Raw genomic sequence first — 15786 nt, 5'->3', positions numbered from 1 at the left:
ATGTTATCGGCTATAAACGGGCGGCAGCTAAAAATCCCCGTCTTTTTTAATAACTGCGTAGCCCGGTTTGCGCCAGGTTCCGGAAAAAACGAGGGGACTAAAAAGTACGAAGTTTACTTTTTAGTCCCCCCAAGGAATATTGAATATTCGCTTTACTTATTTATCCCACCATACGGGTGTTACAAGTGTTTGGTGCCCCGGGAAGCTGCCATTGGTATTGGCTTCTGTTTCGGGATAAGGCCAGCGAACCGGGAACTGACCGGCGGCCAGTGCGCTTGTTCTGGATCTTACCAGGAAGTCCGGGAAGCCGGTGCGGCGCCATTCCGTCCATGCTTCGAAGGTCTGCCAGCCGTTCATTGCCAGCCATTTCTGGGTGATGATGGCCTTCAGTTTACGTTGCAGCAGGTCCAGATTGGCATCCACCGCCGGGTATTCGGCTATTGGCGCGTTAGCAATATAACCGGCGGCATCGGAGCCAACGTTATTTGCATCAAAGCTGGCAGTGATGCCTGCTTCGTAGGAAGCCTCCTCATTGCCGGCGATCAGGCCGCGGGCCTGCGCTTCAGCCTGCAGGAAATGACTTTCTGCTTCGGAAATGAACACTACGGGTGCGAGGGCGGACCTGTTATCGCTACCGAGACCACCTGTTGCGATGTTCGGGTAGGAAAACTCATAAGTAGGGGACTGGTTGTAGAAGCCCTGTGTAATGCCGGTTACGGTATCCGCCCCTGTGGTGGCACTCGTTACAGTGGTGTACAGGTTCGTCAGACGCGGATCGTCATTATCGGTAAGCACCTGCACAGAAGTAGTGCTGGCTACGAGGTTCTGCGTTCTGCCAAGACCGAGGATCTCTGCAAACATCGGATTTTCGTTGCCGCCGGTGGTGGAATACTGGATCTGTGCCGATTCGGTCAGAAATGGTTTGCCCGTCAGGGTCTTAACACCGTTTACGGCAAAAACAGAATCCACTCTTACCAGGCGGAGATATGCGCGCAGTTTCAGTGTATTCGCAAAGGCCGTCCATTTATCCATGTCGCCCTGGAACACGAGATCTTCGTCTGCTACCACGTATTGGCTGGCCGGGTCGATGAGGGCGGTGCCTTTATCGATCCACGCAAAGATGCTGTCGTACACCTGCTTCTGAGCAGTATAAGCGATACTCAGGCTGCCGCCTTCGTTGAGCGCTTCTGTCAAAGGAACGTCGCCCCAGGCATCGGTGATCAGCTGGAAGGTATATGCCTTCATGATGTATGCGATCGCGGCGTGTTGCGTATAGTTGCCCGCTTTTTCCAATACATTTTTATAATCCTGCAATGCCCCTGCGTAGAGCAGTGACCAGGGCGTGTTAGCCGTAGAGGGCTGGTTGAGGTGGCGCTCGTTGGTCCTGTATTGGGAAGAGTACGGATTTTGCGTCCAGTATTGCGCCCAGAGGCCGGAGTTGATGCCAAATTGATTGGCCTGAACGTGGGCCGTTGCGGCCTGCGCAGAAGGCAGGAGCAGCTTGACATCTGCGTCTGTCGGCTGGTTCGGGCTTTCGTTGATGTCCAGGAATTTTTTACACCCTGAAGCAAAAGCCACCATCGCAAACGCTAACGTCATCAGTTTTATATTCAGTTTTCTCATTGTCAGATTATTAGTTAACTATTAAAAAGTGACTTTTACATTGAAACCAAAGTTCCGCAAGGAAGGTTGTGCGGAGAAGTCAAGACCTTGTTCATTGGAGGAACCGCCGGAGTTAACTTCCGGATCCACGTATTCGTTTTCTTTCGGCGTCCACATAAACAGGTTGTTGCCGAACAGGCCTACCGTTACGTCGCCAAAAGGCCCCCTGTTGAGGAGTGACTTGGGCAGGCGGTAGGTCAGGCTCGTTTCCCTGAGTTTCACGAAGGAAGCATCGAGCACATGTGCACCGGAAGGGATCACCTGTGTCCACCAGCCGACCATGTCATAAGGCGTATCGTTCTCGATATATTTGGTGGGATCGCTCGGATCAACTCTCACTGAATTCGGGAACGGGTGCGGAACACGGCCGTTGGCGGCGCTTTCTTTAGACACACCTACGAAGTCCATCATGTCTTTGGTGCGGGAAAAGAACATGCCTCCCTGTTTAGTGTCGAACAGTGCGGAGAAACTCCAGTTCTTGAACTTGATGTTGGTGCCGAGCGAAGCCTGGTAGTCAGGGTTGTAAGTGCCAAGATATACGGAAGTAGTGGTGAGCAGCGGCATACCGTTGGTGCCTACGATCACTTTGCCCTCCGGTGTGCGCTGTACTTCCTGTGAGTAGAAGGTGCCGTAAGGTTTACCCACCGCTGCAACGATAGCCATACCGCCGAAACCGCCGAGCACTACCTGGTTCACACCGGGCAGGAGCGAGAGCACTTCGCTGTTGTTCTTTGCAAATGTACCGTACAGCTCCACGCTCAGACCGTAAGATGTCTGAATGGGCGTACCGCGCAGCGCCAGTTCCACACCTCTGTTCTGGATAGAACCGGCGTTCACCACTTTAAAGGTATAACCTGTTGCGGCAGTAACGGGAATGCTCAGTATCTGGTCTTTGGATTTATTCTGGTAGTAAGAGAAATCTACACTCAGCCTGTTCCTGAAGAAGCTCAGCTCAGTACCTACTTCAAAGGCGGTGGTGATCTCGGGCCTCAGTTCGGGATTGCCGATGACGTTGGATTGAGTCAGGCCCGGAACGCCGTTCAGCGGAAAGCGGGTGGAGCCAAAACCTGTAGAGTTCACATTGGTACGGTCGAAGTAAGTGGTGAGCTGGTAAGGATCAGCGTCGTTACCTACCTGGGCCCAGCTGCCGCGGATCTTACCGTAGTCCAGCCAGTTGGTAGTTCTGGAATCCTTCAGCAATTCAGTGAACACGAATGAAAGGTTCACACTGGGGTAGAAAAAGGAACGGTTGTTTTTCGGCAGGGTGGACGACCAGTCGTTACGGGCTGTAGCACCCAGGAACAACATTTCCCTGTAGTTCAGGTTCAGGTCTGCATACAATCCAACCAGGCGGCGGTTGGAGTAAGTGTTCACCGCGTCGATGGGACCGTTACTGTTGCCGAAGTTGTACCATCCGGGTACTACCAGGCCGCCTGATTCGTTGGTCTGTACATCAGAAACATCGAACTGACGCTGCCGAACGTTGTTGCCCACCATCAGGCTTCCTTTGAAGTCGCTGCTGAAAGTGTGCTCGGCGGTCACCATCAGGTCATGCACGATCTCGCTCAGATTGAAGGTCTCTTCCTGGTATTTGCCGGGTGCGGTCTGCGTGTTGGCAGCCGCGTCATATTCGCCGGAAGTATTATCTGCCGGCGCGAAGCTGAACTTCGGATATTTGTATTTACGGCGGTCAGCATACACGTCTGCGCCAAGTCTTTCGGTAATGTTCAGCCAGGAGAGCGGCTTCCAAACGAGCTGGAAGTTACCGGTCACACGGTCCACCATATTTTCGTTGCGGTAATTGGCGAGCTGCCAGTATGGATTTACGGTATAAGCGCCGTAATAACCATAAAGCGGGTTGCCTGCTACGTCGAAGATACTACCGAAGCTGTTGTACGGGTTGTTCAGATCTTTCAGGCTGGTGAGTGGAATATCCCTCGGCGTCTGGATCACGGAGTTCCATACAGAACCATCCCCCTGACCACCCTGTACCATGTTGGACTTGATCTTGGAATAGTTGATGTTCAGGGAAGAGGTGATGTTGTGCGCCAGGTCCGCTGAACCATTGAAACGCACATTATACCGGTTGTAGGTATCGGAGTGACCGGGCATTACACCGTCTGAGTTCAGGGCGTTCAGCGACAGGAAGTAGGTGGTCTTGTCCCCTGCGCCGGAGAATGCCAGGTTGTTATTCGTAGCCATCCCCAGGTCAAAGAAGTCCTTCACATTATCCGGCAGGGCGCTGTAAGGCTTTTGTTGTCTTACGCCGTTGATTTCCTGACCCCATTCCTGCATTTCGCCGGTGAAAGGTGCGCCCCAGCTCCAGTTTTCTTTGGGGTCGGTGTGATAACCATTAGGATAGCTTGGGTCATCATAACCCTGGCCAAATTCGTTTTGGTACTCGGGAATTTTCAGCACATTGGAAAATGTGTTGGCCGTGTTGAAGGTCACATTCATTTTCTGCTGACCTTTTTTACCAGTCTTCGTAGTAATGATCAAAGCGCCGTTGGATGCGCGGGAACCATAAAGGGCTGCTGCAGCAGGACCTTTCAGGATGTTGATGGATTCGATGTCATCAGGGGAGATGTCGTTCCCCCTGTTGCCGAAGTCAACGGAAGAACGGCTGTCGCCACCGCCCATCAGGCCGCTGTTGTCGATAGGCACACCATCTATCACCAGCAGCGCCTGGTTGTTACCCGAGATGGAAGAACCACCGCGCAGTACAATACGGGTAGAACTACCGGGTGCGGAAGCTGTACCGGAAATGTTCAGACCGGCTACTTTACCGGTAAGTCCATTCAGGGCGCTTACGCTCTGGCCTCTGGTCAGTTCATCATTCTTCACAGTGGGAGCTGCAAAGCCCAGGGAGCGTTTATCCCTGCGGATCGCCTGCGCGGTCACCACCGTTTCCGTCAGGTTCGTAACGTCTGTGCTGAGCACAACATTCACGGTAGTGCCGGTGATCCGCGCTTCCTGATCACGCATACCGATGAATTTGACAACCAGTGTTGTAACGCCTTCAGGCACATTCAGCGTGTACGCGCCCTCTGCATTTGTTACTGTTCCGACATTTGTTCCTTTAGCAAGAATGGTTGCACCAGGTATGGGTGAACCGTCTTCAGAAGACGTGACCGTTCCCTTGACGGTACGACTTTGCGCTATTACCTGTCCTGAGAGGCATACCAGAAGCAGGAACAGGGCTGTTAGACCTTTCCTCATAAGCATAATTTAGTTGTTTAACGAAAATTTAACAGTCAAAGATAAGGTTCTTAGGGATTCCTTAACGCAAACCCCACAATAATTTTTAGGAGGTGACATGAGTTTTGGTTTTAAGATGAGGTAATCAAGATAAGTTAAAAATAACGTTGGGGGTGCCTGCAATGCAAGGCCACAGGGGCTTTCGGAGTACAAAAAGAAAAAGCAGGCGACAAGATTATCACCCGCTTATCATCAACCAAAATCTAAATCGAGACTCTTTATAATATTTTGAACACAGATACCTGATCCGTGCAGATTTCTTCTATTCTGTGTAACCCTTTCCAGTAAAGGGTTTTCAGCCAACGGTGCTGCTGCGGCACCTTTGTCTGCTGATATGAATGTTAACATCCATACCGGTTGCGTCCGTATTTTCCTTTTCATAAGCGGCAGATTTTGGTGCTTAAATCTACCATGGCAACATCGTTTTCATGTTGCTCCTTACACCGGCGTTATACGGTCAAGACAAGTTCAAGGGGAATGTTTTCAAGAGATTCAACAGAACGTTGTACAGGTCTTCATGCCGGTAATTGTAACGGAACTCGCATTCTTTCAGATGCAGGTAAGCGGTATTCCGGTTCAACCCCTTGAATTTCGCAAGGCGGTGCTTGGTCAGCCCCCAGAACCCGTCTACATCATCCAGCGTGGATTTGCCGGCTTCAGGGTCCTGATGGTTGTTACCCAGATGATACAGCCGGTACTGGCCCAGGTCCACCACACCGTTGAACCGGCGGATACGCTCGGCGCTGCCTACTGTTTCCAGTACGGCCCTTCCGCGCGATATCGCCTGTATCATAGAACGGCTGACATCCGGCAGGATCTCGGTGAACACCTTGTCATCCAGCTTGTAAATACCGAAAATTACCGGCTTGATGATACGGTCTACGTCTGCTTTAACAGCTACAGCCGTATCATGCCCGTTAGCGTGGGAATGCGTCCTTTGAATCCAGGAAACGCTGTTGGTGGAGGCTTCCGGCTGCAGGGACTCGCAATATTTTACGATCTGCAACCGGATCTTTTTCAGGTAACTGTTGATGGTTACCCTGCTTACCCCGCTGATGTTTGCGATCTGCGTGGCTGTTAAATCCTCGGAGAATAACTTAAGTATCTCCTTAAACTTGCGCTCGGACAAATGAGCGCCTTTTAGGAACTTATTTTTCATGGACTAAGAGGTTAGAATGGCATGCTAAACCTCTTACTTTTTCTCTGGTATATATAATTGTTTATTACAAACGGTGATATGCCTGTGATGAACGCACCCTACTAGATTAAAATACGGGGCCGAAATGAAAAAATCCGTGGCTTTCGGCCACGGACTAAGGTTTTGAAACTGAGGCATGAAAAATAATTATCATGCCCGGATAATATTAATTTGTGTGAGCGGCAAAATTTCAGGATGAATGAAAAACAGCATTTCAGCCTTCTTCTTCCAATCCGATGTCTTTCAACGCCAGGTCTTCCTCCTCATCCACAGGTGTCGGCTCCCTCTTTCTGGCCTTTTTCTGCAGGGCTTTTTCCATCCACAGCAACATAGCCGGAAGGATGGTAAGATTGGTGACCATGGCCATGATCAGGGTAAGCGAGGTCAGCCATCCCAGCGCCTTCGTACCCTGAAATTCGGAGAACGCGAAGATCATGAAACCCGAAAAGAGGATCAGGGAAGTATAGATAATGCTCAACCCGGTCTCATTGATGGTCTGCCGCACGGTAGCGGAGATGTCGTAGTTGTTCAGCGGGAGCTCCTGCTTGAAATTCACGAGAAAACGGATGGTAACGTCGATGGCTATACCGAGGGCGATACTGAATACCAGCACCGTGGATGGTTTGATAGCTATATCCAGCCAGCCCATGACCCCGGCTGTTACCAGCAGCGGAATGATATTGGGTATAAGCGAGATCACCAGCATCCGCCAGGAACGGAACAGGTACAGCATACAGAACACGATCAGCACGAAGGCCAGCACGATGCTCTCCGCCAGCCCGTTAATGATAAACCGGCTCCCTTCCAGGAAGATGATGCTGGTACCGGTGAAGGTGACCTTGTATTTTGCGGTATCGAATATCTCGTTCACATGCGGACGCAACGAATCGATAAGGCGCGGCAGTTCCACAGAGCCTACATCAGCCATATTCACACTCACCCGCGCGATCTGCCGGCTGCTGTCCATAAAAGAGGATACCAGCCTGGTGAAGGTCGATGAACTTTCGCCGGTGGCTTTCATCCGGAGGTAGGGCGCCAGGAAGCCGATATCGAACTGGTTGGGAACAGCATAGTTTAGACTGTCTCCGCCATAATAAGCCTGCTTGGCGAACTTGATGCCTTCGGCAACGGACAGGGGCCGCGCAAAAGCCGGTTGCTCCGCAATGATCTTGCTAAGCTGGTCCAGCTTTTCGAGGGTGGACAGGTTGACAACGCCGTTCTTCCGTTTGGTATCCACTTCAATTTCCAGCGGCATTACACCTTTGAAATTACGCTCAAAGAATTTCAGATCGGTGTACAGCTTGTCGGACTTGGGGATATCATCTACAATGAACCCTACCGGCCGCAGCCGCATCATGCCGATGATAGCGGCAACAACCATCACTACTGTAAAAAGGTACACCATAGGCCGGTACCGGAAGACCAGCCGGTTGAGAAAGTCCAGCACGGCCAGGAACATCCCGTTCTCCAGGTAACTGGTATGCTTCGTCTTCGGCGGCGGCAGATAGCTGAGCACCGAAGGCAGAAAGATGAAGGAGATCAGGAAGATGAGCATGATGTTCACCCCGGCTACCACACCAAATTCTTTCAGGATGGCGCTATTCGTAAAATAGAACACGCCGAAGCCAATGGCTGCGGTAAGATTTGTAAAAAGGGTCACAATACCCATTCGCTGCACCATGCGCACCAGCGCTTCCGTTTTTTTGCCGTGCAGGGCGTATTCCGAATGATATTTATTCAGGAAATATACACAGTTGGGAATCCCGATCACCACGATCAGTGGAGGAATCAACCCGGTCAGCAAAGTGATCTTGTACCCGCACAGCACAATAGTGGCTACGGACCAGATCACGCCTATCGCCACCACAATCATGCTCATGACTACGGCGCTGAAGGAACGGAAGAACAGCAGCAGGATCAGCCCGGTGAGCACAAAGGATATCTTCAGGAACATCTTCAGCTCGTCCGCTACTTTGGTGGCCATGATGGTGCGGATCATGGGCAGCCCGCTGAGTTTTACATCCATGTTATGCTGTTCCCCGAAGGCCAGTGCAACACCGGATATCGCCTGTACCACTTCTATCCGCCGGGCGGAATTGAGGGCCTCCTTGTTGATCTGCACAGCGAGGAGAAAGGCATTGCCTTTTTCACTGTAAAGCAGGCCTTTGTAGAAGGGCAGGGAATAGAAGACAGCTGCGAGGCTGTCCAGCGCCTGCTGGTCCTGCGGAACGGGCCGGAAAAGCTCCATCGCCGCAAGTTTGCGGGTACTGTCATTTTTTATGAGATTCACCGCCACGGGGACGCTCAGCGTATTTTCCACCGCAGGGATCTTGCGGATATCGTCATTCAGTTTTACGTAGTCTTTGAAGAAATCAAGCTGGAAGAGACTGTCGGTTTCGATGCCGATCACCATCATATTCCCGTCTTCCCCGAATGTTTTTTTGAACTGCTGATACTCCAGGAACTTCTGGTTATCGCGGGGGATCGCCCCGGTAAAGTCGTAAGATAATTCAACCTTGCTCGCATGGTAGGCCATGAATCCGGTGCCTATCAATAACAAAGCCAGTAGCCATAATCGGGATTTCAGAACAAAACCTGCCAGGCGCTGCCACATAAATATTGCTTTGGTTTGGTAAAGGCCATAAAGGTAATAAAGGAATTATAAATTATGAATATTCAAAATAATTTATGCAAAGCGGTTATTTTTGGATCATGTTCCGTCGTGCTTTTCTGGTATGCATTTTCAGCTGGGCCTTTTGCGGCTGGTCACAGTCCGTTCCGATAGGGCATTGGCGGGGGCATTTCCCCTACCGGCAAGCCACTGCGCTGGCGGCCGGGGATGGACAGGTGTACTGTGCCACGCCCTTCAGCCTTTTTTCCATTTCGCCGGATGATCAAACGCTGACGCGCTACAGCAAGGTGAACGGTCTTCATGACGCAGGCATTTCGGCCATTGGCTTCCATGAAAGTACCCGTTCGCTGGTGATCGCTTATGACAACAGTAACCTGGATGTGCTGCAGGACGGGAACATTATCAACATCCCGGATATCTGGCTCCGCCCGGTGCCGGGCGATAAACGCATACGGCATATTGCCTTCCATGGCTTTCATGCCTACCTCTCTACCGGCATTGGCATCATAACCCTGAACCTGGAAAAACACGAGATCACAGACACTTATACGGCGGGAGATGTTCACGCTACGGCGGTGGACGGGCCATACCTCTATGCCGCTGCAACGGACGGCATCCGGCGTGGCCTGCTGCAAGGCAGCAACCTGGCGGACCCGGCAAACTGGGCGGACGTTTCCGCCGGCCTCGGCGCAGGACCGGTAACCGCTGTGGCGCAAAGCGGCGGACAGCTGTTCTGCCTGCAGGGAGATTCCGTGTACATCCTGCAGAACGATCAGTGGCAGCCCTGGTTCGGGAATGGACAGCCCATTCAGCGGCTCAGGGCTTCCGGCAATGTGCTTTTTGCTATTCAGGAGGACCGTGTGCTGGAGCTGCATCCGGAAACGAATACCTTCCGGGACGCAGCCATCCCCCATCCTGCGGATGCCCTGATCACGGGCACGAATATCTGGTTCGCGGATATGGAGAACGGACTGGTGGAATATGACGGCACTTACCGCAACTACACGCCAAATGGGCCGCGCGGCATCGTTACGGGAGAGATGACCATCATCGGGGAATCGCTCTGGGCGGCGGCGGGGAGCGTCAGTGCCAACTGGCAGGCCACCGGAAACGGGAACGGACTGTATCAGTTTGCACAGGAGGAATGGATAAACCATACTTTCCCGGATTCCCTGCAGGATATTATTACGGTAGCGGCAGCAGGCGGGGCGGTATATGCCGGCGCTTTCGGAGGCGGTGTAATATCCCTTTCCGGCAATGGCCGGTACACGGTGGAAAAACCGTCATCGCCTCACCTGATCAGCGGTCTTGCTGCGGATAAGGCGGGTAATCTGTGGGTGAGCGCTTTCGGCTCTCCGGAAAACCTGCTGGTAAAGAAGCCGGACAATAGCTGGCTGTCTTTCCGCATCCCGATTTTTCATTTGTCCAATGCCGTCAGTCAGATACTGGTGGATGATGCGGACCAGAAATGGATCGTTTCTCCCCGCAACAATGGTGTATTTGTTTTTAATCACGGCAGCAGCCTGGAGCAGACGGCGGACGATCAGTGGAAGCTGTACCAGACCGGCGCGGGGCGGGGCAATCTGCCGAGCGCTGACGTTCGTTGCCTGGCAAAGGACCGGAGCGGCTGGATATGGATCGGTACGGCGCGGGGCGTAGCCGTTGTGCAATGCCCTTTGCAGCAATGCGATGCTTATCTGCCGGTGGTGAAGCAGGACAATTTTGCGGGTTACCTTTTTCAAAATGAACAGGTGAACACTATAGCGGTAGACGGCGCCGACCGCAAATGGGTGGGCACACAGAACGGGGCATGGCTGATCAGCGCGGACGGAGAGCATATCCTGCAGCATTTTAATACCGGCAACAGCCCTTTATCTTCCAATATCGTTCATCGTATTATCGTGCATCCGGTATCCGGCGAAGTGTTCTTTGCCACGGCCACGGGATTGCTTTCCTGGCGCGGGACGGCCACGGAGGGCAGCACCACGCAGGGCAACGACGTGCTGGTGTTCCCGAACCCGGTGCCACGCGGTTATGAAGGCACCATTGCCATACGCGGGCTGGTGCACAATGCCATTGTGAAGATCACGGATGTAACGGGGAAACTTGTGTACCAGCCCCGTGCCAGCGGCGGGCAGGCGGTATGGAACGGCAGGGATTACACCGGCCACCGGCCCCAGAGCGGCGTGTACCTGGTTTTCGCGGCAGACGACACCGGCCGGGAAAAGTTAGTCACAAAGCTGGTATTTATCCACTGATATCCGATTTTTGCAAACATGCTCCACAAAACACCCGGCATAGTGCTGCGCAGCGTAAAGTATGGCGATACCAGTGTGATCCTGAGCATCTTCACAGAACTGTTCGGCATTCAATCCTACATCGTGAACGGCGTACGGTCTTCCAAGCCTAAAGCCGCCAGGGGCAACCTGCTGCAACCGGGCAATATCCTGGAACTGGTGGTGTACCATCATGAGCAGAAGAACCTCCAGCGCATTTCGGAATTCAAGCTGGGTCATGTGTACACGTCCATGCATGTGAGCATCGTAAAAAATACGGTAGCGCTTTATCTTATCGAATTGTTGCAGAAATGCCTGAAGCAACCGGAACATAATCCCGACATGTATCATTTTGCGGAAAGCGTATTCAGGGCGCTGGATACAGAATCCAATACCGTAGCCGCCAATCTTCCGCTTTACTTCACGCTGAAACTGGCAGCCCATCTGGGTTTCCACTTTGCGGGACATTATTCGGAATACACGCCGTACCTGGATCTGCAGGAAGGCACCTTTACCGATCTGCCGCCTCACCACTCCAATTACCTCGATGAAACCTCCAGCGAGATCACCGCAAGATTGCAGCAGATCACGCATCCGGCTGAACTGGACAAGATCGCTTTGAATAAAGAAAGAAGGAGGAATATGTTGTATGCTTACCTGGAATTCTACAAGCTGCATCTGCCTGATTTTACGGAGCTGCATTCTCCGCCCATCCTGCACGAGATACTGGGCTAACGCCCGTAGTACTTCAACGCTGTTGTATTACCATCGAACACGGCGTAGGAATTATAATTCAGCCAGTCCCCAAGATTGATGTACCGGCTGTTGTCCCCCACTTTCAGGTCCAGCGGCAGATGACGGTGACCGAAGATAAAATAGTCGAAATGCTCTTTCTGCAATATCTCTTTACTGTATATCGCCAGCCATTCATCCTGCTCACCTAAAAACTCTTCCAGCTGCGATCCGGTAGCAGCGCGACTTTTGCGGCTCCAGTAATTGGCCATTGAAATGCCCCAGCCGGGGTGGATGCAGGAGAACAGCCAGCGGCAAACGGGGTTGCGGAATACTTTTTTCAGGAATTTGTAGCCGTGGTCGCCGGGGCCTAACCCATCGCCATGCCCGATGTAAAATTTCTTTCCGGCGATAACGTATTGCTGCGGCTCGTAATACACGGGGATATCCAGTTCATCTTCAAAATAGCCGTTCATCCACATATCATGATTGCCGATGAAAACGGAAATTCCGATGCCTTTGTCCCGCAGCTCGGAGAGTTTGCCGAGGAGGCGGACGTAGCCTTTGGGGATCACATGTTTGTATTCGAACCAGAAATCGAAGAGATCGCCCACGAGAAAGATATGCTGCGCGTCTTTGGCCGCTTCATCCAGCCACTGTACCACCAGCCGTTCGCGTTCACGGCTTTTCTGCATATCGGGTGCGCCGAGATGGAAGTCCGAAGCGAAGTAAATGCGTTTATCCGGTGGTAATGAGATCTCCATGGGTATTGCTATAAATGTAAAATGCAAAAGTGATGATTTCCTTTTGCATTTTACGGATCGTATGTTCAGTAATTTTTACACTTCATCCAGCAAAAACACGTACACCTCCTTGGGGCCGTGCACGCCAACTACCAGTGTTTTCTCGATGTCCGCCGTACGGCTTGGGCCGGTGGCGAAGGAGATCATGGAAGGCAGCTGCCCCGGGTATTTCTCCTTCATCTTTGCGATCCCGTCTTTCAGATCGAACACCAGCTGATGGGTATGCGCGATGACGATATGTACGGGAGCGAACACCGGTAAAGCCCGGCCTGATGGCTGTGCGGCGCTCAGCACGATGGAGCCGGTACGCGCCACAAGATATTCGCAGTCCGTGATAGCGGCATCCAGCGTATGTTCATCCCCTACATTCAGATAAGCCGGATTGTAGGGCTTCAGCACTTTCAGGAGGGAAGGCGTTTTGCAATGCACATGCGTCCATTCCTTGTTTTCCACGAGCGCCTGCAGATTTTCGGACAGTTCGTCCCAGGAAGAACAGAAGATGAATTTGCCCTGCAGTTTGGTAAACTCTTCGGCGAACTTGATCTCAAGTCCGTCATGTGCCGTCTGAAACACCGGGTTACTGCCTTCCGCATGGGGAAAAGGTAGCTGCACCGGCTGGCTGAGGGCGTTCCTGACCCTTTTCAGGATATTTTCTTTGGCAGGAGATACTTTCATAAAATCTGCAATCCTATTCTGAAATAACGTTGGCAGGTGAAGGATTGATGATATCGGAAGGATGCACGCCATCAGTGGTCATGCCTTCTTTCGGCACCTGATGTTCTTTGTGCGTATCGTAAGGGCGTTTGCCGATAAGCCTTTCCAGGTCATCTTTATACAATACTTCCTTCTTCAGCAGTTCCTGCGCCAGCATTTTCACGTTATCCATTTTATCGGCCAGGAGGGCTTTGGTACGGTTGTATGCTTTTTCTATGAGCAGGCGTACTTCATGGTCTATCATCTTGGCCGTTTCTTCTGAATACGGCTTGGTGAAGGCCTGATCGCTGTTCGGATCATAGAAGGATACATTCCCGATCTTTTCGTTCATCCCGTACACGGTCACCATGGCGTAGGCCATGCGGGTGATCACCTGCAGGTCGTTCTGCGCTCCGGTGGATACTTTGCCGAATACCAGGTCTTCCACGGCACGGCCGCCGAGGGTCATGCACATATCATCCAGCAGCTGTTCCGTATTATAGAGGTATTGCTCTTTCGGGAGATACTGGGCATAGCCAAGCGCTGCAACGCCGCGCGGTACGATGGTCACTTTCACCAGGGGGTTCGCGTGTTCCAGGTACCAGCCGCAGATGGCGTGGCCGGCTTCGTGGTATGCGATCACTTCTTTCTCTTCGGGGGAAATGATCTTGTTCTTCTTTTCGAGACCGCCGATCACGCGATCGATAGCATCGTTGAAGTCTTCCATTTCCACTTCGCTCTTGCCTTTACGCGCTGCGATGAGGGCAGCTTCGTTGCAGACGTTCGCGATGTCCGCTCCGGCAAAACCGGGGGTCATGGAGGCGAGTTTCAGGATATCGAGATTGGGAGAAGTTTTAATCGGTTTCAGGTGCACTTTGAAAATGTGCTCACGGCCGCTGAGATCCGGTTTGTCGATCGATATCTGGCGGTCGAAACGGCCGGGGCGCAAAAGGGCGCTGTCCAGCACATCCGGACGGTTGGTGGCGGCCAGGATGATGATGCCGCTGTCTGTTCCGAAACCATCCATTTCCACCAGCAACTGGTTGAGGGTGTTTTCGCGTTCGTCGTTGCTCATCATCACATTCTTGCCACGGGCGCGGCCGATGGCATCGATCTCGTCTATGAATATGATACAGGGCGCTTTTTCGCGGGCCTGTTTGAACAGGTCGCGCACACGGCTGGCGCCTACACCTACGAAGAGTTCCACAAAGTCGGACCCGCTCATGGAGAAGAAAGGCACTTGTGCCTCCCCGGCCATAGCCTTAGCCAGCAGGGTTTTACCTGTACCGGGAGGGCCAACGAGCAATGCGCCTTTGGGTATTTTGCCACCGAGGGCGGTGTATTTTTTCGGGTTTTTAAGGAAATCCACGATCTCCATTACTTCTACTTTGGCTTCATCAAGACCGGCCACATCGTTGAATGTGATGGTCACGCGGGTGCCTTTGTCGAATAATGTAGCCTTTGATTTTCCGATGTTGAAGATGCCGCCGGGGCCACCGCTTCCGCCGGAAGGGCCGCCCATTTTACGCATCAGCAATACCCACATGCCTATCAGCAGCAGGATGGGCAGCAGTATCTGCATGAGCGGATCAAACCAGTTCTGGCGGTCCGCATAGGACACGTTCATCTGATCTTCCAGCGGCATATCCGCCTGTGCCTTGTCCAGCTCCTTCTGGAAACTTTCTACACTACCGATTGTGAATTGATAGTGCGGACCGGGATTCTGTGCGCCAAAACGGCCTTTGGACACTTCTTCATATTTGGGATCGTTCAATCTGTCCTTCTTGATGTACACCTCCACGATCTTCTTGTTCACGACCACCAGTTTTTCCACATCTCCGGTCTGCAGGAATTTCTGCTGAAATTCCTTAAAGCTGCTGAGCTCTTTGGTGGGGCTCTTGAATTCAAACAGGTTCATTGCCAGGAGAGCTATGCCGATGAAGGCATAGACCCAGTATATATTGAACTTAGGGCCTTTTTTCGGAGATTTTTCGGATCCCTTGTTATAGTTGTTGCCTCCTTTTTCCATGATTCTTTCGCTCCTTTACGAGTGAGTGTTGTCTTTTTATACAAATAATTAATACAAAACCGGGGGTTTTGTTCAGTTTTCAAGGTGTTCCATACGCCCGGCATCGCTCCACATCTCCTCCAGCCCATAAAACTTGCGGGTTTCGGGGATAAAAATATGCACTACAATGTTCACATAATCAACCAATATCCACTGCTGGGCGGTAAACCCTTCATGTTTGTAGGGCGTCTCGTCCGTATTCCTTTTCACCTCCTCTTCCACGAAGTCTGCAATTGCCTTAACTTGAGTATTGGAATTGGCCTCACATAAGATAAAGAAGTCAGCTACAGCTTCAGGGATCTTGCGAAGATCGAGGGAAACAATATTTTCTCCCTTTTTATCCTGGATGGCCTTTATGATGGTAGTAAATATCTTGCTGTTCCTGTTAACGCGGGTTACCGCCTTTTTCCTGGAATTTAGAATGGTTAAGGGTGCCAATAAATGCTGTTTTTGTTAAAAATAAT

At 51.8% G+C, this 15786-nt stretch carries 10 protein-coding genes; 2 read left to right on the top strand and 8 right to left on the bottom strand.

All coding sequences use genetic code 11. From position 1 onward, the window contains the following. Window positions 1-156: 156 nt before the first annotated feature. From FW415_RS05435 to FW415_RS05420, 4 genes are all read right to left on the bottom strand, one after another. Entirely contained in the window at window positions 157-1623 is a 1467-nt protein-coding gene (locus FW415_RS05435; protein WP_148383270.1) for a SusD/RagB family nutrient-binding outer membrane lipoprotein, read from the bottom strand. Between the two features lie 21 nt (window positions 1624-1644). After that, window positions 1645-4881 (bottom strand): SusC/RagA family TonB-linked outer membrane protein, encoded by a 3237-nt coding sequence (locus tag FW415_RS05430; protein WP_148383269.1) that lies wholly within the window; start codon window positions 4879-4881, stop codon window positions 1645-1647. A 496-nt stretch (window positions 4882-5377) separates the two neighbouring features. Then, a complete protein-coding gene (locus FW415_RS05425; protein ID WP_148383268.1) occupies window positions 5378-6079 on the bottom strand; it encodes an IS1595 family transposase in 702 nt (233 codons plus the stop codon). Window positions 6080-6332: 253 nt separating this feature from the next. Continuing rightward, a complete protein-coding gene (locus FW415_RS05420) occupies window positions 6333-8732 on the bottom strand; it encodes an RND family transporter (RefSeq protein WP_148383267.1) in 2400 nt (799 codons plus the stop codon). Between the two features lie 98 nt (window positions 8733-8830). Between FW415_RS05420 and FW415_RS05415 the strand changes: the two genes are divergently transcribed. Together FW415_RS05415 and recO are read left to right on the top strand one after the other, a co-directional pair. Then, the gene (locus FW415_RS05415; RefSeq protein WP_168208676.1) at window positions 8831-11008 is read left to right on the top strand and encodes a two-component regulator propeller domain-containing protein; all 2178 of its coding nucleotides are present in this window, start codon (window positions 8831-8833) and stop codon (window positions 11006-11008) included. Between the two features lie 18 nt (window positions 11009-11026). Continuing rightward, a complete protein-coding gene (recO, locus tag FW415_RS05410; RefSeq protein WP_148383265.1) occupies window positions 11027-11761 on the top strand; it encodes a DNA repair protein RecO in 735 nt (244 codons plus the stop codon). On the opposite strand, the gene FW415_RS05405 is transcribed toward recO, so the two are convergent. The 4 genes from FW415_RS05405 to rsfS form a co-directional block, all read right to left on the bottom strand. Beyond that, window positions 11758-12522: a UDP-2,3-diacylglucosamine diphosphatase gene (locus FW415_RS05405; protein ID WP_148383264.1), complete on the bottom strand. Its 765-nt coding sequence runs from the start codon at window positions 12520-12522 to the stop codon at window positions 11758-11760. The genes recO and FW415_RS05405 overlap by 4 nt on opposite strands. A gap of 75 nt (window positions 12523-12597) precedes the next feature. Then, window positions 12598-13236 (bottom strand): lactate utilization protein, encoded by a 639-nt coding sequence (locus FW415_RS05400; RefSeq protein ID WP_148383263.1) that lies wholly within the window; start codon window positions 13234-13236, stop codon window positions 12598-12600. A 13-nt stretch (window positions 13237-13249) separates the two neighbouring features. Then, window positions 13250-15283, bottom strand: a complete 2034-nt coding sequence (gene ftsH, locus FW415_RS05395; protein ID WP_148383262.1) for an ATP-dependent zinc metalloprotease FtsH — start codon at window positions 15281-15283, stop codon at window positions 13250-13252. Between the two features lie 72 nt (window positions 15284-15355). Then, complete coding sequence (gene rsfS, locus FW415_RS05390; RefSeq protein WP_148383261.1) at window positions 15356-15760, bottom strand: ribosome silencing factor; 405 nt, start codon at window positions 15758-15760, stop codon at window positions 15356-15358. Between the last annotated feature and the right edge of the window lie 26 nt (window positions 15761-15786).

The sequence above is a fragment of the Chitinophaga sp. XS-30 genome, assembly GCF_008086345.1.
Lineage (GTDB): Bacteria > Bacteroidota > Bacteroidia > Chitinophagales > Chitinophagaceae > Chitinophaga.
This window is presented reverse-complemented; position numbering and strand designations above follow the sequence as displayed.

Bases quoted from the DNA above. Each gene is read 5' to 3' on its own strand.
- FW415_RS05435 (WP_148383270.1), bottom strand. From the start codon at position 1,623: ATGAGAAAACTGAATATAAAACTGATGACGTTAGCGTTTGCGATGGTG.
- FW415_RS05430 (WP_148383269.1), bottom strand. From the start codon at position 4,881: ATGAGGAAAGGTCTAACAGCCCTGTTCCTGCTTCTGGTATGCCTCTCA.
- FW415_RS05425 (WP_148383268.1), bottom strand. From the start codon at position 6,079: ATGAAAAATAAGTTCCTAAAAGGCGCTCATTTGTCCGAGCGCAAGTTT.
- FW415_RS05420 (WP_148383267.1), bottom strand. From the start codon at position 8,732: ATGTGGCAGCGCCTGGCAGGTTTTGTTCTGAAATCCCGATTATGGCTA.
- FW415_RS05415 (WP_168208676.1), top strand. From the start codon at position 8,831: ATGTTCCGTCGTGCTTTTCTGGTATGCATTTTCAGCTGGGCCTTTTGC.
- recO (WP_148383265.1), top strand. From the start codon at position 11,027: ATGCTCCACAAAACACCCGGCATAGTGCTGCGCAGCGTAAAGTATGGC.
- FW415_RS05405 (WP_148383264.1), bottom strand. From the start codon at position 12,522: ATGGAGATCTCATTACCACCGGATAAACGCATTTACTTCGCTTCGGAC.
- FW415_RS05400 (WP_148383263.1), bottom strand. From the start codon at position 13,236: ATGAAAGTATCTCCTGCCAAAGAAAATATCCTGAAAAGGGTCAGGAAC.
- ftsH (WP_148383262.1), bottom strand. From the start codon at position 15,283: ATGGAAAAAGGAGGCAACAACTATAACAAGGGATCCGAAAAATCTCCG.